This window comes from Nocardiopsis rhodophaea, assembly GCF_039530945.1.
Taxonomy (GTDB): domain Bacteria; phylum Actinomycetota; class Actinomycetes; order Streptosporangiales; family Streptosporangiaceae; genus Nocardiopsis_C; species Nocardiopsis_C rhodophaea.
The window spans coordinates 132,788-158,771 of sequence record NZ_BAAAPC010000011.1 but is presented as its reverse complement, the minus strand read 5'-3'; the positions used below and the strand labels follow the sequence as shown (position 1 = coordinate 158,771).

The 25,984-nt window shown below is 70.7% G+C and carries 24 protein-coding genes; 9 read left to right on the top strand and 15 right to left on the bottom strand.

Going from position 1 to position 25,984, the window contains the following annotated elements; translation table 11 throughout:
- The first annotated feature begins 83 nt into the window (after window positions 1–83).
- Complete coding sequence (locus tag ABD259_RS14205) at window positions 84–1,220, top strand: adenosine deaminase (RefSeq protein ID WP_344101265.1); 1,137 nt, start codon at window positions 84–86, stop codon at window positions 1,218–1,220.
- 112 nt (window positions 1,221–1,332) lie between these two features.
- Here the strand turns inward: ABD259_RS14205 and ABD259_RS14200 are convergent, their stop codons facing one another.
- The 4 genes from ABD259_RS14200 to ABD259_RS14185 all read right to left on the bottom strand — a co-directional run bounded on the left by ABD259_RS14200 (window position 1,333) and on the right by ABD259_RS14185 (window position 5,144).
- Window positions 1,333–1,677: a DUF4873 domain-containing protein gene (locus ABD259_RS14200; RefSeq protein ID WP_344101263.1), complete on the bottom strand. Its 345-nt coding sequence runs from the start codon at window positions 1,675–1,677 to the stop codon at window positions 1,333–1,335.
- The gene (locus tag ABD259_RS14195; protein WP_344101261.1) at window positions 1,674–3,176 is read right to left on the bottom strand and encodes a flavin-containing monooxygenase; all 1,503 of its coding nucleotides are present in this window, start codon (window positions 3,174–3,176) and stop codon (window positions 1,674–1,676) included. The genes ABD259_RS14200 and ABD259_RS14195 overlap by 4 nt, the downstream gene beginning before the upstream one ends.
- Window positions 3,177–3,292: 116 nt before the next feature.
- Window positions 3,293–4,240: an AurF N-oxygenase family protein gene (locus ABD259_RS14190; protein WP_344162789.1), complete on the bottom strand. Its 948-nt coding sequence runs from the start codon at window positions 4,238–4,240 to the stop codon at window positions 3,293–3,295.
- 28 nt (window positions 4,241–4,268) lie between these two features.
- Complete coding sequence (locus ABD259_RS14185) at window positions 4,269–5,144, bottom strand: SDR family NAD(P)-dependent oxidoreductase (protein WP_344162786.1); 876 nt, start codon at window positions 5,142–5,144, stop codon at window positions 4,269–4,271.
- A gap of 167 nt (window positions 5,145–5,311) precedes the next feature.
- On the opposite strand from ABD259_RS14185, the gene ABD259_RS14180 reads away from it, so the two are divergent.
- Entirely contained in the window at window positions 5,312–6,109 is a 798-nt protein-coding gene (locus ABD259_RS14180) for a MerR family transcriptional regulator (RefSeq protein WP_344162783.1), read from the top strand.
- Between the two features lie 29 nt (window positions 6,110–6,138).
- Here the strand turns inward: ABD259_RS14180 and ABD259_RS14175 are convergent, their stop codons facing one another.
- Complete coding sequence (locus tag ABD259_RS14175) at window positions 6,139–7,962, bottom strand: GMC oxidoreductase (RefSeq protein ID WP_344162780.1); 1,824 nt, start codon at window positions 7,960–7,962, stop codon at window positions 6,139–6,141.
- A 247-nt stretch (window positions 7,963–8,209) separates the two neighbouring features.
- Between ABD259_RS14175 and ABD259_RS14170 the strand changes: the two genes are divergently transcribed.
- Together ABD259_RS14170 and ABD259_RS14165 are read left to right on the top strand one after the other, a co-directional pair.
- Window positions 8,210–8,824 (top strand): DUF6230 family protein, encoded by a 615-nt coding sequence (locus ABD259_RS14170; protein ID WP_344101251.1) that lies wholly within the window; start codon window positions 8,210–8,212, stop codon window positions 8,822–8,824.
- 4 nt (window positions 8,825–8,828) lie between these two features.
- Window positions 8,829–10,250: a DUF6114 domain-containing protein gene (locus tag ABD259_RS14165; RefSeq protein WP_344101249.1), complete on the top strand. Its 1,422-nt coding sequence runs from the start codon at window positions 8,829–8,831 to the stop codon at window positions 10,248–10,250.
- A gap of 42 nt (window positions 10,251–10,292) precedes the next feature.
- On the opposite strand, the gene ABD259_RS14160 is transcribed toward ABD259_RS14165, so the two are convergent.
- Complete coding sequence (locus ABD259_RS14160) at window positions 10,293–12,113, bottom strand: UvrD-helicase domain-containing protein (RefSeq protein ID WP_344101247.1); 1,821 nt, start codon at window positions 12,111–12,113, stop codon at window positions 10,293–10,295.
- A 609-nt stretch (window positions 12,114–12,722) separates the two neighbouring features.
- Between ABD259_RS14160 and ABD259_RS14155 the strand changes: the two genes are divergently transcribed.
- Entirely contained in the window at window positions 12,723–13,097 is a 375-nt protein-coding gene (locus ABD259_RS14155) for a DUF3817 domain-containing protein (RefSeq protein ID WP_344162777.1), read from the top strand.
- A 414-nt stretch (window positions 13,098–13,511) separates the two neighbouring features.
- Entirely contained in the window at window positions 13,512–14,081 is a 570-nt protein-coding gene (locus ABD259_RS14150) for a DM13 domain-containing protein (protein ID WP_344101241.1), read from the top strand.
- Window positions 14,082–14,085: 4 nt separating this feature from the next.
- Here ABD259_RS14150 and cydC read toward each other — a convergent pair whose 3' ends face one another.
- The 6 genes from cydC to ABD259_RS14120 form a co-directional block, all read right to left on the bottom strand.
- Window positions 14,086–15,846 carry a thiol reductant ABC exporter subunit CydC gene (gene cydC, locus ABD259_RS14145; protein ID WP_344162774.1) on the bottom strand — a complete coding sequence of 587 codons (1,761 nt, stop codon included), beginning with the start codon at window positions 15,844–15,846 and terminating at the stop codon, window positions 14,086–14,088.
- Window positions 15,843–17,636: a thiol reductant ABC exporter subunit CydD gene (gene cydD / locus ABD259_RS14140; RefSeq protein ID WP_344101237.1), complete on the bottom strand. Its 1,794-nt coding sequence runs from the start codon at window positions 17,634–17,636 to the stop codon at window positions 15,843–15,845. Before cydD ends, cydC begins: the two co-directional genes overlap by 4 nt.
- Window positions 17,637–17,673: 37 nt before the next feature.
- A complete protein-coding gene (gene cydB, locus ABD259_RS14135) occupies window positions 17,674–18,735 on the bottom strand; it encodes a cytochrome d ubiquinol oxidase subunit II (RefSeq protein ID WP_344101236.1) in 1,062 nt (353 codons plus the stop codon).
- An 11-nt stretch (window positions 18,736–18,746) separates the two neighbouring features.
- Window positions 18,747–20,240 (bottom strand): cytochrome ubiquinol oxidase subunit I, encoded by a 1,494-nt coding sequence (locus ABD259_RS14130; RefSeq protein ID WP_344101235.1) that lies wholly within the window; start codon window positions 20,238–20,240, stop codon window positions 18,747–18,749.
- A 329-nt stretch (window positions 20,241–20,569) separates the two neighbouring features.
- The gene (locus ABD259_RS14125) at window positions 20,570–21,223 is read right to left on the bottom strand and encodes a formylglycine-generating enzyme family protein (RefSeq protein ID WP_344162873.1); all 654 of its coding nucleotides are present in this window, start codon (window positions 21,221–21,223) and stop codon (window positions 20,570–20,572) included.
- Between the two features lie 107 nt (window positions 21,224–21,330).
- Entirely contained in the window at window positions 21,331–21,981 is a 651-nt protein-coding gene (locus ABD259_RS14120; protein ID WP_344162771.1) for a DUF305 domain-containing protein, read from the bottom strand.
- A gap of 86 nt (window positions 21,982–22,067) precedes the next feature.
- Here ABD259_RS14120 and ABD259_RS14115 point away from each other — a divergent pair, with 86 nt between their 5' ends.
- A complete protein-coding gene (locus ABD259_RS14115) occupies window positions 22,068–22,742 on the top strand; it encodes a thioredoxin-like domain-containing protein (RefSeq protein ID WP_344101231.1) in 675 nt (224 codons plus the stop codon).
- A 37-nt stretch (window positions 22,743–22,779) separates the two neighbouring features.
- Here ABD259_RS14115 and ABD259_RS14110 read toward each other — a convergent pair whose 3' ends face one another.
- Both ABD259_RS14110 and ABD259_RS14105 read right to left on the bottom strand, forming a co-directional pair.
- Window positions 22,780–23,256 carry a DUF3515 domain-containing protein gene (locus ABD259_RS14110; protein WP_344101229.1) on the bottom strand — a complete coding sequence of 159 codons (477 nt, stop codon included), beginning with the start codon at window positions 23,254–23,256 and terminating at the stop codon, window positions 22,780–22,782.
- 32 nt (window positions 23,257–23,288) lie between these two features.
- Window positions 23,289–23,522 (bottom strand): Lrp/AsnC family transcriptional regulator, encoded by a 234-nt coding sequence (locus tag ABD259_RS14105; RefSeq protein WP_344101227.1) that lies wholly within the window; start codon window positions 23,520–23,522, stop codon window positions 23,289–23,291.
- Between the two features lie 104 nt (window positions 23,523–23,626).
- Between ABD259_RS14105 and ABD259_RS14100 the strand changes: the two genes are divergently transcribed.
- Both ABD259_RS14100 and ABD259_RS14095 read left to right on the top strand, forming a co-directional pair.
- Entirely contained in the window at window positions 23,627–24,586 is a 960-nt protein-coding gene (locus ABD259_RS14100; protein WP_344101225.1) for a thiamine-phosphate kinase, read from the top strand.
- A 323-nt stretch (window positions 24,587–24,909) separates the two neighbouring features.
- Window positions 24,910–25,590: a cellulose binding domain-containing protein gene (locus tag ABD259_RS14095; RefSeq protein WP_344101223.1), complete on the top strand. Its 681-nt coding sequence runs from the start codon at window positions 24,910–24,912 to the stop codon at window positions 25,588–25,590.
- Window positions 25,591–25,742: 152 nt separating this feature from the next.
- Here the strand turns inward: ABD259_RS14095 and rpmB are convergent, their stop codons facing one another.
- The gene (gene rpmB, locus ABD259_RS14090) at window positions 25,743–25,928 is read right to left on the bottom strand and encodes a 50S ribosomal protein L28 (RefSeq protein ID WP_344101221.1); all 186 of its coding nucleotides are present in this window, start codon (window positions 25,926–25,928) and stop codon (window positions 25,743–25,745) included.
- Window positions 25,929–25,984 lie beyond the last annotated feature (56 nt).

Sequence of the window (25,984 nt, the reverse complement as noted above, 5' to 3'; positions counted from 1 at the left end):
CTCACAGCGTTTCACTGTGCCGCGAGCGGCGCACATCGTCTAGACTCTCGGAAATTTATCCACATTCCTTGATGAGGAGGACGATGACTCGACTCGGCACCGACACGATCCGGCGCCTGCCCAAGGTGCTGCTGCACGACCACCTCGACGGAGGGGTGCGCCCCGCCACGCTGCTCGATCTCGCCGCGCAGTCCGGCTACCAGGGCCTTCCCGAGACCGACCCCGAACGGCTGCGTGCCTGGCTGACCGCACCGACGTCCGGCGCCGCCGTCCGCACCCAGGAGGGCCACCTGGGCCGGTTGGCCCCGATCCTGGATCTTCTCCAGACCGCCCCGGCCCTCAGCCGCGTGGCCGCCGAGTGCGTCCAGGACCTCGCCGAGGACGGCGTCGTCTACGCCGAGCTCAAGGTCGCCCCCGAGCAGCACACGCGCGAGGGCCTGACCCGGGAGCAGGTCGTCGACGCGGTCCTGGAGGGCCTGCGCGTCGGCACCGCCAAGGCGCGCCTCTTCGGCCGCCGTATCGACGTGCGGCTGCTCCTCACCGCGATGCGTCAGGCGGCCGACTCCCTCGAAATCGCCGACCTGGCGGTCCGCTACCGGCACGACGGCGTGGTCGGCTTTGACATCGCCGGCCCAGAGGCCGGGTACCCGCCCACGCGGCACATCTCCGCCTGCGAGTACATCAAGCGGGAGAACTTCAACCTGACCCTCCACGCGGGCGAGGGCTTCGGCCTCTCCTCGATCTGGGAGGCCATCCAGTGGTGCGGCGCCGACCGGCTCGGCCAGGCCGTCCGGATCGGCGACGACATCGCCGTGGCGGACGACGGCACCGCCAAGCTCGGCCAGCTCGCCGCCTACGTGCGCGACAAGCGGATCCCCCTGGAACTGTGCCCCACGTCGAGCGTGAGCACCGGTGCGGTCCGCGACATCTCCGAACACCCGGTGGACGTCCTGCGGCGGCTGCGGTTCCGCGTCACCGTCAACACCGACAACCGGCTGCTCGACGGCACCTCGATGACCGGGGAGTTCGCCCGGCTCGTCGAGACCTTCGACTACGGTCTGGACACCCTGCGCTGGTTCACGGTGAACGCCATGAAGTCGGCGTTCATCGGGCACGACGAGCGCTTGGAGCTGATCGACGGGGTCATCAAGCCCGGCTACGCGGGGCTGAGCACCGAGCACGTCGGCGCGGCGTTCTTCCGCATGGAGGATCCCTGGTAAGGGCGGCCCTCCGGAGCCCGTCCGGCCGTTGCCCGCGGGGGAAAAGGGTCGCACCGGACGGTCGGCGGTCCCCTTTTGTGCCTATTAACGGTCCGACCGCCCGGTGCGAGTCTCAGGTGTCCTCGCCGTCCGGATCCACTTCGGGGACGGCGAAGGGGGGCGTGCCGGTGCCGGTGACGGCGTGGCCGCCCCAGACGTTGGGTTCGCCCAGGCTGCCCCGCCCCTCGCGGCCGTCGGCCGCCCGCACGACGACCTCGGTGCGTCCCTGCTCGAACGCGTCGGTCACCACCGGGTCGGGGGACAGCCGCCCCACCCACCGGTAGCCGCCGATCAGCGGGTCGAAGTGCCCGGCGAGATGGGCGTCCAGGGCGACGGCGGTGGGTTCGCTTCCCTCGCCGAGGATGAGGAGGGTGACCTCGCCCCGGTACTCCTCTTCCTCGTCGCCCATGCCGCTCATCGCCGCACCGCCGCCTGTTTGCGCAGGTGGTAGTTGTGCGCGTCGAAGCGGCGGGTCTGCAGCGCGAACTCCCAGGAGAACCCGGGCCACAGGGTCGTGTTGCGCCCCTCGGAGTTCAGGTACCAGCTGTCACAGCCGCCCGTGACCCACACCGTCGAACGCATCTTGCGGTCCACCCGCTCGCAGTAGGCGGCCTGCGCTTCGGGGCGCGGTTCGATCCGGTCGATCCTGTTGCGGCAGGCGTAGCGCAGCGCGGCCATCGCGTAGTTGATCTGGGACTCGATCAAAAAGACCTGGGAGGTGTGCCCGGGGCCGGTGTTCGGCCCGGCCAGGATGAACAGGTTCGGGAACCCGGCGACGGTGGTGCCGCGCAGCGCCTGGGCGTCCTCGCCGTCGCCGCCCCAGTGCTGGGCCAGGGAGACGCCCTGGCCGTCGTAGACACGCTTGGCGACGGGGATGTCGGTGACGTGGAAGCCGGTGCCGAAGATGATGGTGTCGACGTCGCGTTCGGCGCCGTCGCGGGTGACGATCGACCGCGGCCGCACCTCGGCGATCCCGTCGGTGATCACCGAGACGTTGGGCTGTGTCAGCGCCGGATAGTAGTCGTTGGAGATGAGGATCCGCTTGCAGCCGGGCAGGTACTCGGGCGTGAGCTTGGCCCGCAGCTCGGGATCGGACACCTGGCGCTTCATGTGCGCGACACCCAGCTTGGCGACGAGCTTCATCAGCCGCGGGTTCTTCACGAAGCCGAACACGTAGTTCTCGCGCGCCCAGTAGATGCTCTTGCGGGCGATCTGCTGCGTGACCGGCAGACGGTGGAACAGCCAGTGCTCGACGCGGGTGATGTCGCGGTCGGTGCGCGGGATGATCCACGGCGGGGTGCGCTGGAACAGGTGCAGGGCGCCGACCCTGGGCTGGATCTGCGGCACGAACTGGATGGCGGAGGCGCCGGTGCCGATCACGGCGACGCTGCGCCCGGCCAGGTCGTGGTCGTGGTTCCAGGTGGCGGAGTGGAACATCGTGCCCTCGAAGGTGTCCAGTCCGGGGATGTCCGGCGTTGCCGGGTCGGCCAGCGCCCCCGACCCGCTCACCAGGAACTGCGCGGTGATCGTGCCGCCGGTGGTCTCTACCCGCCAGCGGTTGGCCTCCGGCTCCCAGCGCGCCGCGGTCACCTCGTGGTCGAACCGGACGTGCCGGACCACGTCCTCGTCCTTGGCCACGCGCCGCAGGTAGTCCCAGATCTCCGGCTGCGGGGAGAAGCTGCGGCTCCAGTCGGGGTTGGGCGCGAACGAGAACGAGTAGAGGTGGGACGGGACGTCGCAGGTGGCGCCCGGGTAGGTGTTGTCGCGCCAGGTGCCGCCGATGTCGTCGGCGCGCTCCAGCAGCACCAGGTCGTTCAGCCCGGCCCGCTTGAGCCGGACCGCCATGCCGATGCCCGCGAACCCGGTGCCGATGATGGCGACCCGGTAGTGCGGGGGCGTGGTCTCCTGTTCGGTCACGTCGGCGGTTCCTCTCAGAGGTGGGAGCAGGGAAGTAAGGGGAAAGTGGGGGTACCGGAGTGCGAGGGGAAACCGGCCCGGACCCCCGGCGCATGGGTATCCGGGCCGGCGGTCTGTCAGGCCTTGGCGCCCGTGGGGGTGGGCGCGCTGTTGCCCGGTCGGCCCAGCAGCCCGGCCTTGCGCCAGAAGTACCGACCGGGGCCGGAGATGGCTCCGGCGCCGCCGAGGGTCGCCACGACCTTGCGCGCGGCCCAGGTCTTGGTGTCGATCCAGTGGGGGTTGCGGCGTGCGGCCCGGCGCGCTTCGCGCGGGTTCAGGCCGACCGCGGCGTAGACCTTCGGGTTGATCAGGCGGGTGGTGGAGAAGTAGATGACCAGCCCGAGCACGAGCCTGCTGTAGGCCTTGGACAGCGGGTTGCGCCCCTCCCATGTGCGGGCGAACTCCTCGCGGGCGTAGCGCATGTGCCGGGCCTCCTCCACGACGTGGATGCGGGAGACGGCGCGGACGAGCGGCTCCAGGCTTTCGTCGACCATGGACTCACGCTGCAGCTGGTCCAGGATCTCCTCGACGAACAGCGCCCCGCCGAAGGTCAGCGGCCCGTTGGAGATCGTCTTGAAGACCCGGCCGAGGAACTGCGTCACGGGGTCGAGCCGGTAGTACGGCGCGCCGAGCCGGCCCACCATCTTGGCGAACATGACCGAGTGGCGGCACTCGTCGGCGATCTCGGTGTAGGCGTACTGCACGTGGTTGGAGGTGGGGTCGCGGTCGTAGGCGTGCCGGACCAGCATCTGCATGAGGATGGTCTCGAACCAGATGCCGATGCTGGCGATGCTGGCGACCTCGTGGCGGCTGAGCTCCTTGCGCTGCTCTTCGGTGAGCCGCTCCCACAGCTCGGTGCCGTAGAGGGACAGCCGCTCGGGGCGGATCGCGTAGACATCCTCGTTGATGGGGGCCTCCCAGTCGATCTCCACCAGCGGGTCGAAGGAGGCTTTCGCCGAGGAGCGCAGCAGGCGCTTGGCGATGTCTTCTCGGTCGGTGATACGGGTCTCGTCCTGAACGGTCATGGCGGTACTCCTGTGGGGCGTCGAGTGATCACGTGGTCGCGGGGGAGGCCGCGACGGTGACGCCGTGGCGTTCGTGTAGGCCACGGGCGATCTCCGCGTCGCCGAAGTGGCCGGAGCGCGCGAGGTCGGCGATTTGGACTGCGGCGAGCCGGTCGGTGGCGCCCGGCCAGCTCCGGGTGAAGCGAAGGACGGCGGTGCCGAAGTCGGTGGAGGCGAGGTCGCGGCGGGGGCGGGCGACGGCGGCGGCGCGAACGGCGGTCATGACGGTGTCGCGCACGCGTTCGGCGGGGACAAGGCCGTCCAGGCAGACGCCCGCGGCCCGCGAGCTGTCGTGGATGGGGGTGTCGACGTAGCCGGGGTAGACGGTGGTGACGCCGATGTGCGTGCCGTACTCGGCGCGCAGGGTGTCGGCGTAGGCGGTCAGGGCCCGCTTGGAGACGGTGTAGGCCCCGGCGAACGGAAGGGGGAGTCCGGCGAGGAGGGACGCGGTGATAATGACCCGGCCGCGCTGGCGCAGCAGCGCGGGCATCGCGGCGGCGGTGACCCGCCAGGCGCCGAGCAGGTTGACCTCCAGGACCTCGTGTACGTGGCTGTCGGGGGCGGCGCCGACGTCCACGGCGGGGCCGATGCCCGCGTAGTGGATGAGCCGGTCGAGGCGGCCGCCGAGCCGCTCGATCGCCTCGGGGACGACCGCGCGCACCTGCTCGTCGTCGGTGATGTCGCAGGCGAGGACGGAGTCACCGGCGGTGTCGGGTTTGCGGTCGATGCCGACAACACGGACACCGAGGTGCCGCAGTACCTGGACGGTCGCGCTGCCGAAGGCGCCGGCCGCACCGGTGACGATCGCTGTGCGTCCGTCGAGGGTGCGCAGCGTCCTCAGGCTCCGCGGTGTCGCGTCGGGCATATGTGACCTCCTCCACGGTATGTATGTGGCTGAACGTTACAATGACCATTGTCACGATGCAATAGGTCAAGTTCTCCAAGATGCGGCAAGGTTTCGGTCACGTGGCGGTTCAGACCGCTCCGCTTGCGGGGCGAGCGCTCGCTGCCGGCGGTCCATAGGGTGGACCCATGGCCGACTACCGCATCGATGAGCTTGCCCGGCTCGCCGAGACCACCGTGCGCAACGTCCGCGTTTACCAGGACCGCGGGTTGCTCCCGCCACCGCGCAAGGAGGGGCGCGTGGGCATCTACACCGAGGCGCACCTGGCCCGACTGCGGCTGATCGGCCAGCTCCTGAAACGCGGCTACACCTTTGCCAACATCAGCGAGCTCGTCTCGGTGTGGGAGCGGGGCGGCGACCTCAACGACATCCTCGGCTTCGAGTCGGCCGTCGGCGACCCGTGGTCGGACGAGATCCCCACCTACATCACCGTCGCCGAGCTCAGCGAGCTGTTCAACGGCGAGATCACCCCGCCCAACATCGCCCGCGCCCTCCGCCTCGGCCTGCTGGAGCGCGAGGGCATCCGGTTCCGCGTGCCCAGCCCCCGCCTGCTCAACGCGGGCGCCGAACTCGTCGCGGCGGGCATGCACGTGTCCACAGTGCTCGATATCGCCGAACGTCTGTGGGGGCGCGTCGATGTGGCGGCGAGCGAGTTGGTCCACACCGTGGCCGAACACATCCTCGCCCAGCACGCACCCGAGGGAATCCTCGCCGGAAGCGACGTAGCCGAGGCCGCCGATCTGGTCCGCCGCCTGCGCCCGCTCGCGCAGAGCGCCGTGGACGCGATGCTCGCCAAGTCCATGGCCCGGCACCTCAGCGACGCGATGGGGGAGCACTTCGCCGACGTCCTGGAGCACCTGGGCGCCGAAAAGCTGGGCGAGCACGCGGAGGAGGCGGAGGAGGCGGAGCAGCGTCCGGCCTCCTAGGGCGGCCGTCCGCTGCTCCGTCGGGCTTTCTAGTCGGCGCCCGTGGTGGCCGAGTCCACAACCTCCAGCGGCAGACTGCGGCCGAAGCGCAGCTCAGCGAAGGCGCCCGCCGGGACGGCCGGGGAGGCGGGGTAGACGGGCTCCACGCGGCGGTACGGAGCGCCCGGAGCCGGCCGGGGGTCGGTCTCGCCCTTGTTCGGCCAGAACGACATCGCCCGCTCGGCCTGCGCGGTGATGGTCAGGGAGGGGTTGACCCCGAGGTTGGCGGTGACCGCCGACCCGTCGACCACGTGCACACCGGGGTGGCCGAACAGCCGGTGGTAGGGGTCCACCACGCCCTCGTCGGCGGTGCTGCCGATCGGGCAGCCGCCCAGGAAGTGCGCCGTCAACGGGATGTTGAACACCTCGCCCACCGAGCTTCCGGCGAATCCGTCGATGCGTTCGGCCAGCCGGTTCATCACGTCCTGGCCCTCCGGGATCCAGCTCGGGTTCGGCTCGCCGTGGCCCTGCCGCGAGGTCAGCACGCGGCGGCCGAGCAGCCCGCGCTTGGTGTAGGTGGTCAGCGAGTTGTCCAGGGACTGCATGATCAACCCGATGATGGCGCGCTCGGAGAACCGCCGCACTGACAGGCTGCGGGCGAAGACGTAGGGGTGCCGCGCCGCCTGGGCCAGGAACTTCATCCAGCGCGTGGCGCGCCCGCCGCCGGGGACCTGGATGGTGGCGAGCATCCCCATGGCGTTGGAGCCCTTGCCGTAGCGCACCGGCTCCACGTGGGTGCGCTCGTCGGGGTGGATGGAGGACGTGATGGCCACGCCGCGGCTGAAGTCCTCGGGAGGGTCGATGCTGCGGGTCATCGCCCCGTTGATGGCTTCGGAGTTGGTGCGGGTCAGCGATCCGAGCCGGTCGGAGATGCGGGGGAGCAGCCCCTGGTCGCGCATGGCGTGCAGGAGGCGCTGCGTGCCATAGGTTCCGGCGGCGACCACGACCTGGCGGGCGGTGAACGTGCGCGCGTTCCGCCGCCTGCGCGGTGCCCCCGTCACCAGGGTGTCGACCGCGTAGCCCCCGCCGCGTTCGGACGGGCGCTCGCGGAGCCGCGCGACCGTGGTCATCGCGTGGATGACGGCGCCCTTGCGTTCGGCGAAGTACAGGTAGTTCTCGGTGAGCATGTTCTTGGCGCCGTGGCGGCAGCCGGTCATGCACTCGCCGCATTCGATGCACGCCCGCCGCTCGGGCCCGGCCCCGCCGAAGTAGGGGTCGGCGACGACGCTGCCCGGTTCGACCGCCGCCTTCGCGGATCCGTCGTGCCCGTCGCCGAAGTGCACACCCACGGGCGCGAGGTGGAAGGTGTGCCCCACGCCCATGTCCTCGGCGACCTGCTTCAGGTGGGTGTCGTGCGGGGTCATGGTCGGGTTGGTGCGCACGCCCAGCATCCGTTTGGCCTGGTCGTAGTAGGGGGCGAGCTCGGAGCGCCAGTCGGTGATGTCCCGCCACTGCGGGTCGGCGAAGAAGTCGTCCAGCGGCTCGTAGAGCGTGTTGGCGTAGTTGAGGGAGCCGCCGCCCACCCCGGCGCCGGCCAGGATCATGACATCGCGCAGCAGGTGGATGCGCTGGATGCCGAACATGCCCATCGCGGGCGCCCAGAGGAAGTTCTTCAGGTCCCAGGAGTTTTTCGGCAGCGTCTCGGGGGTGTAGCGCCGTCCGGCTTCCAGGACCGCGACGCGGTAGCCCTTCTCGCTGAGGCGTAGCGCGCTGACCGATCCGCCGAAGCCGGACCCGATGACGATGACGTCGAAGTCGAACCCGGCCTCGGTGTCGGACGTATGGCTCTGTGATCGGTTCCTCGCGGTGGGCACGTGCGGACACCTCTCAGCGGGTCGGATGGCGGGCGGGACACGGGGGGTTAATCGCAGGATGCGACGAAACTGTTACAGACGGATAGAAATTCGCACTTGGAAGTGTGACATTCGCTATTGTAATGTTCGTCACCTACTTGTGAGTAGGTGTGACCCATAAAACCCCCGGGGCATCACGCGGCGCAACACCCCCATTCCCCCGACACCGCCGACCACCTGCGGTGCGGGACCAAGGAGGAAAAGCCTCATGTCCGACGACTCCGTCCCCCAAGCGACCGAAGGCGGCACCCGCTGGCGCAAGTTCGGACTTGCGCTCATCCCCGGCCTGGCGGCGGCCGGAATCCTCGGCGGGATGACGACGCAGGGAATGCTCGCCGCCTCCTTCGCCGTCTCCGGCGACAGCTTCAAACTCTCCGCGGACTCCCTGAGGGGCCAGGGCTTCGCCCAGTACGGCGACGTCGCCACCTCGGTGGACGACACCTCGCGGCCGGTTGGCCTGTCCGTGATCAACACCGCCGAACTGGACAACCTGTGCATGTCCTCACTGGTCGACCTGCCCATCGGGGAGGCGACCCTGCTCATCAAGGCCGGTGAGAGCAGGCCCGTCGAAGCCTCCTCGATGGTCGTCGACGTCGAACAGCTCGACGGCAACGCGTCCTTCGACACCATCGAGATCGGGCGCGACGCCAGCACACTCGACAAGATCTCCGGTCCCAAGGGGCCGGCCGGGGCCTTCGGGCTGCAGTCCGACAGCGCCGTGATCGACGACCTCCAGCTCACCGCTTGGTCGGTCAACTCCGGAACGCTGAAGCTCGCCGGGCTCAAGCTCGGCGTGCAGCCCGGCAAGCACGAGTGCTTCTAGTCCCATGACCGACACCGAGCGCGGGCCGGGAACGTGGGCGCGGGTGCGAGCACTGACCCGCCCCCGCCCGCCGGCCCGCAGAGGCATACCACCGCGGGTGAGCTGGAGCGGGTTTCGCGCCTGGCGGCGCTCCCGCCCGTTCTGGGGCGGACTTCTCGTGCTCGCCGCGGGCGTGGAAATCCTCGTGGCCCCCGCCGCGCAATCCCTGATCCTCCCGATCAACCTCGTCATCTACGCCGGAATCGCGGGTATCGCCGGGTACCTGGTCGGACTGCTGCTCATCGCTCTCGGCCTGCTCTCCTGGGTCCAACCCCAGCAGCGCGTCTTCTTCGGCGTCACCGCGACCCTGCTCGCTCTGGCCTCCTTCCTGGCGTCCAACTTCGGCGGCTTCGTCATCGGCATGCTGCTCGGTATCGTCGGCGGCGCACTGCTGATCGCCTGGACGCCCACCCGCGAACGCCGCGCCCGGCACGCGGCACCGGACGACGACCGGAGCGGCGGGGAGGACGGGGACGATGCTGCCCCGGCAGGCCACGGCGAAGGGGAGCGCGGCGCGGATCTGCGGGCCATGGCGGCCCTGCCCATCGCCCTGGTGCTGGCCCTGCCCGGAGCGGCGCCCGCGCCGATGTCCTGGCCCTGGGACTGGCTCTTGCCCGGCGGTGGCCAGGAGGAGACACCGCCGCCGTCCCCGCGCCCCACCCCCGTGCCGTCCTCGCCGTCCCCCTCCCCCGCACCTTCCCCGGGGGAGGGGGACTCCCCGGCGGAGGGTGAGGGTGACCCGGGCGAGCAGGGGCCGGCCGCGGACGACGGTGACGACGGCACCGCCGAGGACACCGCCCCGGACGAGGACGGCGGCGACGGGCGCACCCCGGATACCGAATGCCGGATCGAGCAGGGCGACGCGTCGGTCGCCCAGAGCGAGGAGGAGTTTCTGGAGGCCGTGGGCGCCTGCGAGGCCGCCCGCGAGCGCGGACAGTCCCCGCAGGTCCAGGTCCAGCAGGAGGACGACCGCTTCACCGCCGCCGTCGCCGCGTCGGGGCTCTCCGCCGAGCGATTCACCATGAGCGGGGCACGGTTCGGCGGCGTCGTCGAGTACCCCACCACCAACGGCCCCGAGCGCTACCTGAAGATCTCCATGAGGCGGGGCCAGCTGCGCGACGGCGAGCTCTGGGCACTCTTCGGCGACGACGCCCGCAAGACACTCACGCTGCCCTCCATGGAGCTGACCGGCGACGTCGTGCTGCACGTGACCCGGCTGGAGGCGCGCATCCTCGGCATCAAGGTCGTCTTCACCCCCGACTTCCCGCCCCCGCTCCTGCTGCCCTACATGGTCGTCACCGACCTCAAGGTCGACCGCCCGCTGGCCCAGGCCGGGACCATCACCATCGACGGGCTCCGCAACCACTTCGGCCCGAACACGGGCTGAGCGCCCGGGGACCGGGCGCTCAGCCCCACAATGCTGTTTGGGTCAAGCGGGCTGGGCCTGCGCCTCGACGCTGGGCAGCAGTCGGCTGGGCGCGCCCACGTAGGAGACGTACAACGCGTCGCGGGCCCGCGTGCACGCGACGAAGAGGAGGTTGCGCTCCTGCTGGTGGATCTGCTCCAGGGCGACCGGGTCACCTTCGGCGGAGTCGAGCGCGGCCTTCGGCGGCAGCAGCGGTTCACTCATGCCGATCACCGCCACGCACCGGAACTCCTGCCCCTTCAGCGCGTGCAGGGTGCCCACACGGACGGCCCGGATGCCTTCCGCCGAGTCCAGTGGGGCGGTCGGAATCCCCCGGGCCTGGAGCTCCTTGCCGATGCTGCGGACGATCCAGTGGTTGCGCCCGGCCACCGCGATCGACGACGGGTGGACACCCGCCTCCAGCCAGACGCGCACCCACTCGCCCAGCGCAGCCCGCTCCTCGCCGCGGTCGGCGCACCCGCGCAGCACCGGGTCGGTGCCGTGCAGCAGCGAGCGGTAGCCGACCAGCGTGTCGGCGTTGTCGTCCATGCCGATGGCGGTCGGCCGGCCCAGCATCGGCATGGCCCAGTCCAGGATCTCCTGGGTGACCCGGTAGCTGACGCGCAGCCGGTGGCTGCGTCCGCGCACGTTGATGCCGAGCGAGGCGAGCGAGACGCGGTTGTCGTAGATGCGCTGGTGCGGGTCGCCCACGATGAACAGGTCGTCGGGGCCGTCGGGAACGGCGGCGCGCAGCATCCGCCACTGCGCCGGGTGCAGGTCCTGGGACTCGTCGACGATCACGTGCCGGTAGCGCGGTCCCGATCGCCGCAGCAGGCGGGCCGCCTCCAGGGCGATCTGGGGATAGGACCACTCGCCGCTGACGCGCATGGCCGCCGTGTAGCGCTGGATCGTGTCCCACACGTGGCCGCGGTGTTCGGGCGCCAGGTGCAGGACCCGGCCGCTGCGCTCGCAGCGGATGTAGGCGGGGCGCGTGGTGATGTTCTGGGCGAGGATCACCTGCTCCCACTCGTCGGCGAGGAACCGTCCGGAGAAGGGGATGCCGTCGGCCCAGGCCGACTCGCGCCAGCGCTCGCTCAGCGTCTCTTTGCTGACCGCCTCGGGGATGCGGCCCGTGCGCTCGTAGAGGACACCGCGGGCCAGGCTGTCCACGGTGGCGACCTCGACGCGGCCGCGTACCTCGGGGTCGGGGAGGAGCCGGTCGAGGTGGTTGGAGAGCCGTTGGGCGAGCAGCCGGTTGAAGGTGGTGAGCAGGATGGTGTGCCGATCCTCGCCGGGGAAGCGGGCGGCGTCGCGCGTGGCCAGGTGGGCGGCGCGGTGCAGGGCGAGCACGGTCTTTCCGGTGCCGGGCCCGCCGGTGATCTGTGCGGATCCGGCGAAGTGCGCGTCGACGACGCGGTGCTGGTTGGGGTGCAGGGTGATCTGCCAGTCGTCGAACGACCGGCCGAGGTCGGGCGCGAGCTCGTCGGGTCCGGTCACCTCCGGCAGCCCGGGGTGCGTGGGGACGGGGGAGCGGTGCGGCTCGGCGATCGCCAGTTCGGGGACGTCGGTGGGCGTGAACTCGCGGGCGTAGCCGATGGCCTCGTCGCGCGGCCGGATCGCGACGAGGCAGCCGCCGCCGTCGGCGGCGGGGGTGACGACACCGGACCAGCCGGCGCCGATGCGCAGCAGCCGGACACGGGGGTCGATGGCCTCGGTGAGGGGTTCCAGCGGCTCGCCATCGCCGTTGAGGTAGGCCTGAACCGCCGTCAGCGCCGCTGTCTGGATTCCGGTGTCGAGCCGGGAGAATTCGGTGAGGAGGTTCGGGGAAATCGCGAGCTTGGGCACGTCCTGTGTTCCTCCGGTTGCTGTCGTGACGTGGGAAGTCGCGTGGGGAAGAGGTGGGGAAGCCACCCAGCGCGTCTCATGTCGGGCATGCTCGTGGCCGAATTCCGGCAAACGCGGCGCGATGGTTGATTCCGCCCCTGGTCGGTGAAGCTGGAACGGCCGATATCTCAGCAGGTCAGAGCGGTTTTCCGCGGGTGTTTTCGAAGATTTTTTCGAGTGGTTTCGGTGGGCGCTGCTGACCTGCGGGTCTCCGCGAGGGGCCGGTGTCCGAAAGCTCGTATAGGCACGGTCCGAAACTCGCTCTAACGCGCGTGTCGGGTGCTTCGCCGGTCGGCTGGCCGCCGCGGACCGGTGCGGAGGACTGTGCCGTAAACCGCGCTCGGCGGGTGTGCGCGCGCCCTCGCACGGTCAAACCCGGCGTTCGGTGGCAAGCGATTCGCAAGGGTTGTTTTCGGATAGTCTCCCTGGGGAGCCAGCCGGGCACCTCCCGCGGTCGCCCCTGGGCCCCGCCCCCAGTGACCGGGGTGCCGGGATCCGCCCCACACTGGTACGGGCGCCTCGCGACACCGAGCACCCCGTCCACGACGTCCTCACCGAACAGGAGCCCCTGTGTCCCTCGCGTCCGCCGTGCCCACCCGCAAGGTCCTGGCCGCGTTCCGCGCCGTAGCCGCCGCCGAGGCCGTCACCTGGGCCGGGCTGCTGATCGGGATGTTCTTCAAGTACGTGGTCGTGCGCGACGAGATCGGCGTGCAGATCTTCGGCCCGGTGCACGGGGTCGCGTTCATCGTCTACGTCGCCGTCACGCTGCTGGCATGGCACCGCCTGGGCTGGAACCTGCTGACGGGCGGGCTCGCGCTGGTGGCGAGCGTGCCGCCGTTCGGCACCGTCGTATTCGAGCGCTGGGCCTCGCACACCGGGCGCATTCACCCCGCGGCGCCCGGCGGGACGTCCGCGAACGTTCCCGAGGACTCGGTGCGAGGCTGAGGTACGACGGCAGCGACTCAGGACCCTGCCGGGGCCCGTCCTACCCCGGCAGAGGCCTCAACCGCCCGCTGCACCCCCTCGGGACCTGTGATCCGGGGACAAGCCCCAGGGATGCATTACCCAGATGGGGGCGCGGCCAATTGACCTTATGTCCGGCGGACGACATTTCTTCAGCGACAGTGCACGGCCCGTGAGCTGACAATCATCGCATGAGAAGTGCCGGAGGGTGGGGTTTCGGTTAACTGCTGGGGCATATGAGCGCCCGCGCCACCCTGGACGTGGCGGTGCGGCGGAACAGAGGTGGTAGAAATCGCCTCCCCACGAACGTCTCCTCGGCGGATCCGGCTCCGAAGTAGCAGAGCCGGGCCGCCACCAGTGTCCGGACATGGTCCCGGAACTGACAGGAGACGCGTCATGACCTCGACATCCTCGAATCGGCGCCGACAGCTGCTCTGGATCGCCGCCGCCGTCCTGGCGGTCGTCATCGGCGGGGGACTGTGGGCCTTTCAGCCCTGGCGGCTCTTCACCAGTTCGACGGTGAACGAGGAGCTGCCCGCCGCCACCGCGCCCCCACCACCAGCCGACGGTGGTGCGGACCGGGCGGAGGGCGAGGACAGCCGCGCCGAGGACGCGGCCCCCGAGCCGCGTGTGCTCGCCGAAGGCGAGTTCGTCAGCCAGGAGCATGAGACCAGCGGAACAGCGAAGGTCGTGGAACTGGCCGACGGCCGCCGCGTCGTCCGCCTGGAGAACCTCGCCTCCAGTGACGGACCCGACCTCAAGGTCTGGCTGACCGACCAGGAGGCCGGCGGCGACTGGTACAAGTACGACGACGGCACGTACGTCGCCCTCGGCGCCCTGAAGGGCACGCACGGAAACGCCAACTACGAGATCCCCGCCGGCGCCGATATCGAGGACATGACCAGCGTGGTCATCTGGTGCGAGCGGTTCTCCGTGGCCTTCGGCTCGGCGCCCGTCGCGCTGTGAGCGTTCACGGCACCCTCAGGGCGTCGCGGTACCAGCCCTCGCGCGCGGCGAGCTCGGCGGGCGAGCCGTGCTGGAGAACCCGGCCCTCGGCGACGACGTAGATCTCGTCCACCCGCTCCAGCCCCGCCATGTCGTGCGTGATCAGCAGGGTCGAGTACCCCTCCGCCGCGTCGAGCAGGTCGGCGACGACCGCGTCGCGCGTGTCGGGGTCCAGGTGGGCGGTGGGCTCGTCAAGGACGAGCACGCGCGGCGCGGCCAGCAGCGCGCGGGCCAGGGCCAGGCGCTGCCGCATGCCGCCGCTGAGTCGCGTGCCGTGCGAGCCGACCTCGGTGTCCAGCCCGCGCGGCATGGCCTCGACCTCGTGGGCGAGCCGGGCGCGGCGCAGGGCCGCCCAGATCTCCTCGTCGGTGCACCCGGGCCGGGCCAGCCGCAGGTTCTCGCGCAGCGTGCTGGCGAAGATGTGCGGATCCTGGGGCACCCCGGTGATCACCCGGCGCACCTCGTCCACGGGGAAGCGCGTGATGTCGGCGCCGCCGAGCTCGACCGTCCCGGCATCGGGGTCGCGGAACCGCAGCAGCACTGCGGCCAGCGTGCTCTTCCCGGCCCCGCTCGGGCCGACCACCGCCACCGTCCGTCCGGGCGCGATGTCGATGTCCACACCGTCCAGCGCCCAGGGCTCATCCGGCCCGTAGCGCACCCGCAGCGAGCGGATGCGCAGATCGGTGTCTTCAGGGGCGCCCTCGGAAAGGGCCCCGTCCGCTGCGGCGTCCGGCTCCGGGGCGGTGACCGACGGCGGGGTGTCCAGCACGCCGAACAGCCGCTCCCCGCTGGCCCGAAGGGCGCCCAGGCGTGCGGCCACGGCGGGGAGCGGGGTCACGGTCTCAAAGGCGGCCAGCGTGGTCAGCACGAGGACGGCCAGGGAGACCGCGTCGAGCCTGCCGCCCTCGACGGCCGCCACCCCCAGCACCAGCGCGCCCCACACCGTCAGCCCGGTGATCAGCGCCATCGCCCCGGCGCCGAAGCCGAGCAGGGTGGAGTCGCGGCGCGCCACGCGGGTGAGTTCGGCGTCGGCATCCTCGACGCGCCGCACGGCCCGGTCCATGGCTCCGTAGGCGATGAGGTCCGGGGCGCCGTACAGCGTGTCGACCAGCGCCGCGGACATCTCACCGCGCGCCGCGGCCTGCCGGCGCCCGGGGCCACGGCCCAGTGCGGCGGCCATCAGAGGGACGGCCAGCCCGGCGAGCAGCAGCCCGGCGGCGAGCAGGAGGCCGCCCGGGACGAGCAGCGCGGTGCAGAACGCCACCACCGCGCCGCCGGTGAGGAAGGCGACCAGCGGCGGGGTCAGCCCTCGGAGCAGCAGGTCCTGGGTGGCGTCGGTGTCGCTGACCAGCCGTGAGACCAGGTCGCCGGAGCGGAAGCGGCGCACCGGCTCGGTGCGGGCGAGCCGCTCATAGACGCGCACCCGCACATCGGCCAGTGTGCGGAACGCGGCGTCGTGTGTGACCAGCCGCTCCAGGTAGCGGGCCACGCCGCGGGAGACGCCCAGCGCGCGCGTGGCCACTACCGCGACACTCAGTGCGGTGATGGGCGGATGCTCGGCGGCCGTGGCCAGCAGCCAGGCGGCCACGCTCAGCAGTGCCACCCCGGCCCCCGTCGCCACGGCGCCCAGCACCACCCCCAGCGCGAAGCGCCCCCCGCGCGGCCACGCCAGCGCGATCATCCGCCACAGCGGGTCGTGTCGGGAGCGGGCGGTCTCGGCGGTCATGACCGGGCCTCCAGTTCGCCGAGAACCCGGCCCTCCTCGACGCGGACCACCTCGTCCGCGAGGTCGGCCCAGCCGGTGTCGTGCGCGACGATGACGCCGGTGCGGCCCTCCAGCAGACGGGCCACGGCGGTGCGCACGGCAGCGGCGTTGTCCGGATCGAGGTGCGCGGTGGGCTCGTCGAGCAGCACGATGGGCGCGTCGCGCAGGAACGCGCGGGCCAGCGCGACGCGCTGGCGCTGCCCGGCCGAAAGCCGGGCGCCGCGTTCGCCCAGACGGGTGTCGTAGCCCTCGGGCAGCGCCGCGATGAACGCGTCGGCCTCGGCGAGACGGGCGGCGCGCCGCACCTCGTCGAGGCCGGCCTCGGGGCTACCGAGGGCGATGTTCTCGGCGACGGTGGCGTCGAAGAGGTACGGGTGCTGCGGCACCCAGGCGAGGCGTCGCCGCCACGCATCGGCGGGGATGCCGTCCAGCGGCGTCCATCCCGCGCGGTCGTCGTGCACCTGGATCATGCCGCTGGTGGGTTCGGTGAAGCGGAGCAGCAGCGCGAGCAGCGAACTCTTGCCCGAGCCGCTGGGGCCGGTGAGCAGCAGGCGGCGCCCCGGCTCGATGCGCAGGTCGACGTCGCGGAGCGCGGGCGCGTCCCGGTCGGGGTAGTGCAGGGTCACCCTCTCCAGGCGGATGCGCATGGGCCCCGGAGGGGGAATGACGGCGGCGCGGGGTGTCCCCGCCGGTCGCCCGCGGCCACCGCGGTCGAGTTCGGTGAACACCTGCTCCGCCGCGGCGACGCCCTCCATGCTGGCGTGGAAGCGCGCCCCCACCTCACGTAGCGGCAGGTAGGCCTCGGGCGCCAGGATCAGTACCATCAGGGCGGTCTGGTAATCGAGCATCCCGTACATCAGGCGGATGCCGATCTCCACCGCGACCAGCGCGACCGAGAGTGTGGCCAGCAGCTCCAGCACCAGCGCCGACAGGAACGCCACCCGCAGTGTGGACATGGTGGTGCGCCGGTGCTCGTCGGTGATACGCCGGATGATCTCCGCCTGGGCCTTGGCGCGCCGGAAGATCGCGAGGGTGGGCAGCCCCTCCACGACGTCGAGGAAGTGCCCGCCCAGCCGGTTGAGCAGCCTCCACTGCCGCTCGGTCCGCGCCTGGGTGTGCCAGCCGACCAGCGCCATGAAGATCGGGATGAGCGGGAGCGTCACCGCGATGATGACGCCCGAGAGCATGTCGGCGCCGAACACGACGACGAGGACGGCGAGGGGGACGAGCACCGCCAGCACCAGCTGCGGGAGATACCGGGCGAAGTAGTCATCCAGCGCGTCGAGGCCACGAGTGGCGAGTGTGACCAGTTCACCGGCGCGGGGAGTGCCCGCCCCCTGATCGGTTCCGGCCTGCCCTGACAACCAGACCGGTCCCGAGCCCTGCGCGCCGGCCGTGGCTGTGTCGGCGCGTGTGTCTGTACTTGTGTCTGTACCTGTACCGGTCCCCGTCACGTGGGCGACGAGGCGGCGGCGCAGCTGCGACTTGGCGCGCGCGGCCGAGCGGAGCGCGGCCGTCTCGGCGCCGTAGGACAGGGCCGCCCGGGCGACCGCGACCGCCGCGACGGCCGTGATCGCCCACGCCAGGTCCCGCGAGCCCGACCCCGCGGCCACTCCGGCGATGATGTGCGCGAGCAGCCACGCCTGGGCGAGGATCAGGGCGGTGATCGCCAGCCCGCTGACCACGGTGACGACCAGGTGCACCCGGACCGCCCGCGCGGTGCGCACGAGTCGGGGGTCAAGGGGTTTCATCGCGGGACGCGCGTCCTTTCCGTAGCTCCTCAGCTGCTCAGCCGGTGCCGGGCGACGGGGCGGAGCCGTCGGCGTCTCCGGTGTCACCGCCACCGTAAGCGGGAACCGGATCGACGTGCTGGCGGGTGACGCGCTTGCGGAACACCCAGTAGCTCCACGCCTGGTAGGCGAGCACGAGGGGAAGGAACACCACGGCCACCCACGTCATCACGGTGAGCGTGTAGGGCGCGGAGGACGCGTTGCCGATGGTGAGACTGTAAGCGGCGTCGGTGGTCGAGGGCAGCACGTTGGGGAACATGGCACCGAAGACGGCGACCGACAGGGCGGTGATCGTCACCGCCGTGGCGGTGAAGGACCAGCCCTCCCGCCCCCGGACGCCCAGGATCACCCCGATGACCAACGCGGCGCCCGCCAGCGCCACGACCGGGCCGGTCCAGGCCTTGCCGTAGGCGAGCTGCGTCCAGGCCAGGAACGCCAGGGTCACCGGGATCGCCACGTAGGCGACGCGGAGCAGCAGGGCGCGGGCGCGCGTGCGGACCTCGCCGTCGGTCTTCAGGGTCAGAAAGACCGCGCCGTGCAGGACGAACAACGACAGCGTCGTCACCGCGCCGAGCAGGGCGTAGGGGCTGAGCAGGTCGAGCAGGCCCGCGCGGACCACGTGGTCGGCGTCCATGGGCAGGCCGCGCACGAGGTTGGCGAAGATGAGGCCCCACAGCACGGCGGGCGCGGTGCTGCCGAAGATGATCGCCGCGTCCCATCGTGCCCGCCACTGGTCAGTGTCGCGCTTGCCCCGGTATTCGAAGGCGACGCCGCGCACGATCAGCGCGAGGAGGATGATGAGCACCGGCAGGTAGAAGCCGCTGAACATGGACGCGTACCAGGCCGGGAAGGCGGCCAGGGTCGCGCCGACGGCGGTGATCAGCCACACCTCGTTGCCGTCCCAGATCGGCCCGATGGAGTTGATCATGACCCGGCGGTCGGTGTTGTCCTTGCCGAGCACGGGCAGCAGCATGCCCACGCCGAAGTCGAAGCCCTCCAGGACGAAGTAGCCGGTCCACAGGATGGCGATGGCGAGGAACCAGATCAGTGGAAGGTCCATGGTGGCGGCTCCTAGTAGACGAAGGCGGGGACGCTGGCGTCGGAGGTCGTGCCGTCCTCGCTGTCGTCGTCGAGTTCGGGGACGACGTGGGAGGGCCCGGCCTTGATGTAGCGCCACAGCAGCCCGGCCTCGACCACCGCGAGGATCCCGTAGGTGAGCGTGAAGAGCACGAGGCTGGTGGCCACCTGGGCGAGGCTTACGCCCGGGGAGACGCTGTTGGCGGTGAGCAGCTGGCCGTTCACGGTCCAGGGCTGGCGGCCCATCTCGGTGAGCACCCAGCCGAGGATGTTGGCGGCCAGGGCGGCGGGCAGCGCGAGTATGGCGGCGAAGTAGAAGCTGTTCTTCGCCCAGCCCGGCAGCCAGGCGGGGGCGGTGCGCAGCTCGGGGAGCCGCCGCTTGCGGGTCAGCAGCAGGCCGAGTGCCGACAGCGCCACACCAGCCATGCCGAGCCCCATCATCAGCCGGAACGACCAGTAGGTGACGAAGACGTTCGGGATGTAGTTGCCGGGGCCGTAGTGGTCCTCGTAGGCCTTCTGGAGGTTGTTCATACCGTGCACCTGGCCGTCGAACTCGCCGGTGGCCAGGAAGCTCAGCACGTTGGGGATGGTGATGTCGATGGTGTTGAGGCCCACGGTGGTGTCGCCGACCGCGAAGGCGGAGAAACCGGCGCCTTCTTCGGTGTTCCACAGGGCCTCGGCGGCGGCGAGCTTCATCGGCTCGTACTCGGCGGCGAGCTTGGCCTGGTGGTCGCCTGAGTAGACGACCAGGATCCCGGCGAGGAGGGTGACGACCATGCCGGCCCGCAGCGTCTTGCGGAACAGCTCGTGGTCGCCCTTGGGCGGGACGACGCCCGCGTCGCCGGTGTCGTTCTTGGCCCGGTTGCGCCAGAGCTTGAACGCGCTGACGGCGACCACGAACAGCCCCGCGGTGATGAACGCGGCCGAAACGACGTGCAGGTAAGTGGACCACGCCTGGGTGTTGGTGAGGACCGCCCAGATGTCGGTGAGCTGGGCACGTCCGGTGGCGGGATTGACCCGGAACCCGACGGGGTGCCGCATCCAGGCGTTGGCGGCCAGGATGAAGTAGGCGGACAGGTTGGTGCCGACGGCCACCACCCAGATGCAGGCCAGGTGCACCCGGCGCGGCAGCTTGTCCCAGCCGAAGATCCACAGCCCGATGAACGTGGACTCCAGGAAGAACGCGAGCAGCGCCTCCATGGCGAGCGGGGCGCCGAAGACGTCGCCCACGAAAGTCGAGTAGTCGCTCCAGTTCATCCCGAACTGGAACTCCTGCACGATGCCGGTGACGACCCCCATCGCGAAGTTGATCAGGAAGAGCTTCCCGAAGAACTTGGTGGCCTGCAGGTACTCGTGCTTGCCGGTCCTGTGCCAGGCGGTCTGCAGGGCGGCGACGATGACGGACAGCCCGATCGTCAGCGGCACGAACAGAAAGTGGTACACGGTGGTCAATCCGAACTGCCACCGCGCGAGATCCAACGCGTCCATCTGAGCGCCTCTCCAAGGACCAACGGGTCGACGGGCTGTAGTACTACGAAGTGTAGTACTTCCGCTTGTAGTTGACCTATTGGGGTCAACGAGGCATGGATCACGCGGTCATTGCCACGCTTCGCGTGCGGTTCTCCCTCTTGCGCTGCCACCTGGCGATGGGAATTCGCGTCCCCGACGCACCTGGTCGCGCTTCGCGCGCGGTTCGTTCTGGGCTGCCACCCTGTGGTTGGGGTCGCCGGCCCCACCGCCCGTCGCCGCGGTGCACATGTGCGTGCGGACCCGCCCAACCCCGCCGGGCCGCTTACTCAGCGTTTCAGAACGAATTGTCACGGCCGAGACGGCAGTGATCGCGCGATGCGGAACCCCACGTCGTCAATTCGTAGGGTCGGATGGCTGCGCCGCCGCACCGAGGCCCGGCAGCTCCAATGCTCGTCGAACCATCCACCGCCGCGAAGCAGCCGGTAGGTGCCATACATCTCGGCATCGTAGATGTCCCAGCACCAGTTCCACACATTGCCCAGCACGTCGTACAGGCCCCACGCGTTAGGCTGCTTGCCGCCAACAGGATGGATCTGCCCATGTGAGTTGCCCCGGTACCAGGCGACCTCGTCAAGCTGGCCGTACCGAGGACCGGTGGTACCCGCGCGGCAGGCGTGCTCCCACTCGGCTTCGGTCGGTAGCCGGTACCCGTCGGCAGAGACGTCCCATTCGGCCGTGTCGTCGGCGTGGAAGCGATACGCGGGCATCAGCCCCTCGCGCTGGGACAGCGCATTGCAGAACTGGACCGCGTCCTCCCACGAAACACTCTCAACAGGCAACTGGTCGCCACGGGCGGTGCTCGGCCGCTGACCGATGACCTGCGCGTACAACGACTGCGTGACCGGGAACGCCGCCATCTGGAACGCTGCGACGTCGACCGGCCAACTCCGCTGCGTCCGCCGGTCCGACAGCGTTACCCGTCCCGGCGGGACCGCGACCATCTCGTTTCCTAGGCCAGCGTCCATAACGGGTCACCCTACCGGCGTCTTCTCCCCGGGCGATGGTCGAGGTCGGCGGCCGATTCCGAGACGGTCTTTCCCCCGCGGGCTCAGGCGCCGCGGTCGGCGAGCATGTCCTCCATCAGTTCGATCTCGCTCTGCTGGGCCTTGGCCATGCCCGCGGCGAAGTCGGTGACGATCTTCTGGTCGGCCGCCGCGACCGCCGTCTTGGCCATGTCGATGCCGCCCTTGTGGTGGTCGATCATCAGCCGAAGGAACAGGATCTCGGCCTCGGTTCCCTCGGCCTCCTCCAGTTTCTCCATCTGCTCGTCGGGGACCCAGCCCGGCATCGTGTCCGGGGCCTCGTCGGCTCCGTGGGAGCCGTGCCCGGCCATCCACGCCATCGGGGGCTGTACGCCGCGGATGTTCAGTCCCCACTGCACCAGCCATCCCCGCATCCGGCCGATCTGCGCCTGCTGCGTGCGCGCGATGTCCTGGGCGAGGATCGACAGCTGCGGGTCGTCGCTCTTCTCCAGGATCAGCAGAGACATGTCGACGGCCTGGGAGTGGTGCACGCTCATATCGCGGAGGAACCCGGCGTCGGCGCTGTTGTCCAGCGGAACCGCGGGCCGTCCGAGGAGGAAGCCGCCAAGCAGTGCGACGACGGCGATGGCCGCGGTGAGCCACAGCGGCACCGGGCGTCCCACCCCCCACTTTTTGGGGCGGTCAGAAACAGCCTCGGTCTCGGTTTCATCTCCCACGGAACCATCCCGCCTTAGCCGACGTTCTTGAGCATGTTAGGCAAAGGATAGGGAAAAACCACAAGTCACCGCCCCAGGGAGCCGCCGTGAGTAAAAAGTCCGCCGCGGAACGTCGGCGCCGCGCCGCCGAAATGCGCGCCCAGCGGCAGCGCCAGGAGCGGCGCCGCACCATCGCGATCGGCACCGGCGTGGCCCTGACCGGCGTCCTGGTGCTCGGTGCGATCGGCTTCGGCGCCTACAACGCGTGGAACCGCCGCAACATCGAGGGTCTGGAGTCGTTCGACGTGGGGCGGGGGCACGTGGCCGCGTCGGTCGACTACGAGCAGAACCCTCCCGCCGGTGGCGAGCACAACCCCGCCTGGCAGGACTGCGCGGTCTACACCGAGCCGATCGTCAACGAGTTCGGCGTGCACTCCCTGGAGCACGGCGCCGTATGGATCACCTATCAGCCGGACCTGGACCCCGAGCAGGTGGAGAAGCTCGAAGCGCGCCACACCCCCGGCAGCTACGTGCTGGTCAGCCCCTACCAGGACGACCTGCCCGCGCCCGTCGTGGCCTCCGCATGGGGCAAGCAGATCCAGCTCGACAACGCCGACGACGACCGGCTGGACAAGTTCCTGCGCACCTACGAGCAGCACCCGGGCGTGCCCGAACCGGGGGCCGCCTGCTCCGGCGCTGTCAGCTTCACCGCCAAGCAGTTCGAAGAGCAGGGCGGGTTCGAGAAGCTCGACGTGGGCGGCATGGACGACCCCACGGGCTGAACGCCGCCGGGCGCGGTGGCCGCGTGGCGGTCGGCGGCTAGAGCTCCCCGTCGGGTAGAGCGGGGACCTCGTCGGCGATCAGGTCGCTGATGGCCACCAACCCCTCGGCCGGAGCACCGTAGGAGGGCGGGAGCGACAACTCGACGTAGGCCTCGCGCCCGACGGCGGTGAACAGGTTGGGCTGGTCCTCCGGCTCCGGAAGCCACGCGATGTCGTTGACGACCATCAGCTCGGAATCGGGCCGCAGCCCGGAGGGGCGTTCAACACCGCAGCGCAGGGCGATCGGCGGGTCCCCCCACGCGGCCACGAGATCGGAGCTGGGTGTCACGTCGACCCTGCTCTGGTCGAACAGGGTCTCGGGGGCCCGCTCCACCAGCGCGCGGCACAGCTCCGCCGCCTTCTTCCCGGGCGCGGGCGCGGGCACTTCGACAGCGCCGCCGGTACAGCCCGCCAGCAGCGCCAGTGTCGGCGCGACCACCGCCACCGCTCGGCCCACCGTTGCCGCGCGTCGCATCACGTCGCCTTCGCTCCTGTTGTTCCTGGACCTCAGATTTTGACGATCGGACAGGTCAGTGTGCGGGCGATGCCCTCCAGCCGCTGGATCCGGGCCACGACCATCCGACCCAGCGCGTCGATATCGTCGGCGTTCGCGCGCACGATGACATCGTAGGGCCCGGTGACGTCCTCAGCCTGGGTCACGCCGTCGATCCCGGCGATCTCACGGGCGACATCGGCGGCCCGCCCCACTTCGGTCTGCACCAGGATGTATGCCTCCACCATGAAACCCCTCCAGGAAAAATAAGAGCGTGACCGCGCGCCGGGCCACCCGGATCGCCGCGGGGTCTAGACCATCCCGACGCGAGCGTCACCGTACCCTGTGGTCTGTGTTGAGCACCATTGGGGACCTGGGTGAGTTCGGCCTGATCGAGCGCGTGACGGCCAGATTCCCCGGAACCGACGACGTAATCCTGGGCCCGGGCGACGACGCCGCCGTGATCAAAGCGCCAGATCAGCGTGTCGTGGCGACGACCGACATGCTCATCGAGGGACGGCACTTCCGCCGCGATTGGTCGTCGCCGCGGGACATCGGGCACAAGGCCGTCGCTCAGAACATCGCCGACGTCGAGGCCATGGGCGCGCGGCCGACCGCGCTGCTGATCGCCTTGGGGGTCCCCACCGACCTGCCCGTCGAGTGGGCGGACGAGTTCGCGGCGGGGGTCGCGGACGAGTGCGCGACCGCGGGCGGCGCCGTGGCCGGCGGGGACACCGTCCGGTCGGAGGTCCTGACGGTCTCCGTCACCGCGCTGGGCGACCTGGGTGGCCGGGTCGCGGTGCGCAGGGACGGGGCGCGCCCCGGTGACGTGGTCGCGGTGGCCGGGCGCCTCGGGCTGTCGGCCGCCGGACTCGCGCTTCTGCAGCGGGGCCTGGAGGGCCCCGCGGCCTGCGTCAGCGAGCACCGCCGCCCCCGCCCGCCCTACGCGGAGGGAGCGCGGGCGGCACGGCTGGGGGCCACCGCCATGCTCGACATCAGTGACGGTCTCGTGCAGGACCTGGGCCACATCTGCGCGGCCTCCGGCGTCGCCGTCGACCTCGACAGCGCCGCGCTGGTGCCGCTCCCCGAGCTGCGCGCGGCGGCCCAGGTACTCGCCGCGGACCCGGTCGAACTCATGCTGGCCGGGGGAGAGGACCACGCCCTGGCGGCCACCTTCCCGGCCGATACCGAGCTTCCTGAGGCGTGGATCCGGATCGGTACGGTGACACTGGAGCGAACCGTGGCGGCGGGCGCGGCTGTCACCGTGGACGGGCGGCCGAGCGAAGCGGCCGGGTGGCGACACTTCGGCTGATATCCCCCGGCGGGCGTGATGGTTGATCCGCCCCCGGTGGAAAACTTCCGTCACTGTGGGTCAGTATTAGGTAACGGCCTGAGGGGTGTCGGTTTTAGGGGGTAAATCACGCTAAGCTGCTGCCCCGAACGGCCCTTGTGAAGCGGGAACGAACCGCACTCGCGCCGGAACCGACACCGGCCGGGGCGGAGGAGAACAGAGGCGAAACACGGGTGTCCGTCCGTGAGACGGCGCACCCATCGTCACGTGGCGCAGTGGCACTCAGGGATGACGGGGACGGCAGGGGCCGTCGTTTCAGGGGCAGACGTGTCGGAAGGCGGTACATGGGGCGGCATAGCGGGGCTGGCGGCAGCCGACGCGGCGCGCACCGGTCCGAACCGGAGAACACCAGTGCCCTGGCGAGCGTCGGGCACGTGCTGGAGAGCACCGTCCCCAAGCGTGTCGAACCCCCGCGTCTCCTGACCGTTCTGCTGATCTCCGGGGTCACCCTGGCGCTCACCCTCTTCGGGTACAGCACCACCCAGATCTACCTGCGGTTCAGCGACCCGCCCGCGGGCCATGAGTCCGCCCCCGACACCGGCAAGAGCGAGCGACTGGACCAACCGGACGCCCGACCCTCGGCCTCGACCACGCCGGAGGGAGGCGGCGAGCCGCGCTCCGCCGCCGAGAACGCCCCCGCCGGCACCGGCGACCCGGAACCCAGCACGGTCACCTACCGGCTGGTCGAGACCACCGACACCACCTTCACCGGTGAGCTCACCATCACCAACACGGGGAACGCCCCGCTGCCCGGCTGGGAGCTGGCCATCGGGTTCTCCGACGTCACCGTCACCTCCGCCTGGGACGCCGACTGGGAGACCACGCCGACCGGCCTGATCGCGCGCCCGAGCGATGGCCGGGGCGGTCTCGCCCCCGGAGAGTCGGTCACCGTGCGCTTCATCGCCGAGGGCCCCGCCCAGAGCCCCACCAGCTGCTCCCTCAACGGGCACTTCTGCGACCTGTAGCTCCCAGTCCCTCGGAGCGGGGGGTTACGTGGGTACTGGGCTCGCCGTGCGGAGGCTCAGGTTCGGCTACGCCAACGCCTGAGGGCGCCATGGCGAAGCTGCCATGGCGCCCTCAGGCGTTCGTTATGGACGAAAGGCGACCGTCCGCTCGATCAGCGGTCGACCTTGCCGGCCTTGATGCACGACGTGCACACGTTCTTGCGCTGGGGCGTACCGCCCACGCGGGTGCGCACGGTCTGGATGTTGGGGTTCCAGCGGCGGCGGGTGCGGCGGTGCGAGTGGGAAACACTGTTACCGAACCCTGGTCCCTTGCCGCAGACGTCGCAGACGGAAGCCACGGTAACTCCATTCAAGCGCTCGGGCCCGCGCGCTGTCACACGCGCGGTGAACGACC

Excerpts from the sequence above, each read along its gene's own strand:
- ABD259_RS14205 (WP_344101265.1), top strand. The coding sequence starts at position 84 with ATGACTCGACTCGGCACCGACACGATCCGGCGCCTGCCCAAGGTGCTG.
- ABD259_RS14200 (WP_344101263.1), bottom strand. The coding sequence starts at position 1,677 with ATGAGCGGCATGGGCGACGAGGAAGAGGAGTACCGGGGCGAGGTCACC.
- ABD259_RS14190 (WP_344162789.1), bottom strand. The coding sequence starts at position 4,240 with ATGACCGTTCAGGACGAGACCCGTATCACCGACCGAGAAGACATCGCC.
- ABD259_RS14185 (WP_344162786.1), bottom strand. The coding sequence starts at position 5,144 with ATGCCCGACGCGACACCGCGGAGCCTGAGGACGCTGCGCACCCTCGAC.
- ABD259_RS14180 (WP_344162783.1), top strand. The coding sequence starts at position 5,312 with ATGGCCGACTACCGCATCGATGAGCTTGCCCGGCTCGCCGAGACCACC.
- ABD259_RS14170 (WP_344101251.1), top strand. The coding sequence starts at position 8,210 with ATGTCCGACGACTCCGTCCCCCAAGCGACCGAAGGCGGCACCCGCTGG.
- ABD259_RS14165 (WP_344101249.1), top strand. The coding sequence starts at position 8,829 with ATGACCGACACCGAGCGCGGGCCGGGAACGTGGGCGCGGGTGCGAGCA.
- ABD259_RS14150 (WP_344101241.1), top strand. The coding sequence starts at position 13,512 with ATGACCTCGACATCCTCGAATCGGCGCCGACAGCTGCTCTGGATCGCC.
- cydC (WP_344162774.1), bottom strand. The coding sequence starts at position 15,846 with ATGACCGCCGAGACCGCCCGCTCCCGACACGACCCGCTGTGGCGGATG.
- cydD (WP_344101237.1), bottom strand. The coding sequence starts at position 17,636 with ATGAAACCCCTTGACCCCCGACTCGTGCGCACCGCGCGGGCGGTCCGG.
- cydB (WP_344101236.1), bottom strand. The coding sequence starts at position 18,735 with ATGGACCTTCCACTGATCTGGTTCCTCGCCATCGCCATCCTGTGGACC.
- ABD259_RS14130 (WP_344101235.1), bottom strand. The coding sequence starts at position 20,240 with ATGGACGCGTTGGATCTCGCGCGGTGGCAGTTCGGATTGACCACCGTG.
- ABD259_RS14125 (WP_344162873.1), bottom strand. The coding sequence starts at position 21,223 with ATGGTCGCGGTCCCGCCGGGACGGGTAACGCTGTCGGACCGGCGGACG.
- ABD259_RS14110 (WP_344101229.1), bottom strand. The coding sequence starts at position 23,256 with ATGCGACGCGCGGCAACGGTGGGCCGAGCGGTGGCGGTGGTCGCGCCG.
- ABD259_RS14105 (WP_344101227.1), bottom strand. The coding sequence starts at position 23,522 with ATGGTGGAGGCATACATCCTGGTGCAGACCGAAGTGGGGCGGGCCGCC.
- ABD259_RS14095 (WP_344101223.1), top strand. The coding sequence starts at position 24,910 with ATGGGGCGGCATAGCGGGGCTGGCGGCAGCCGACGCGGCGCGCACCGG.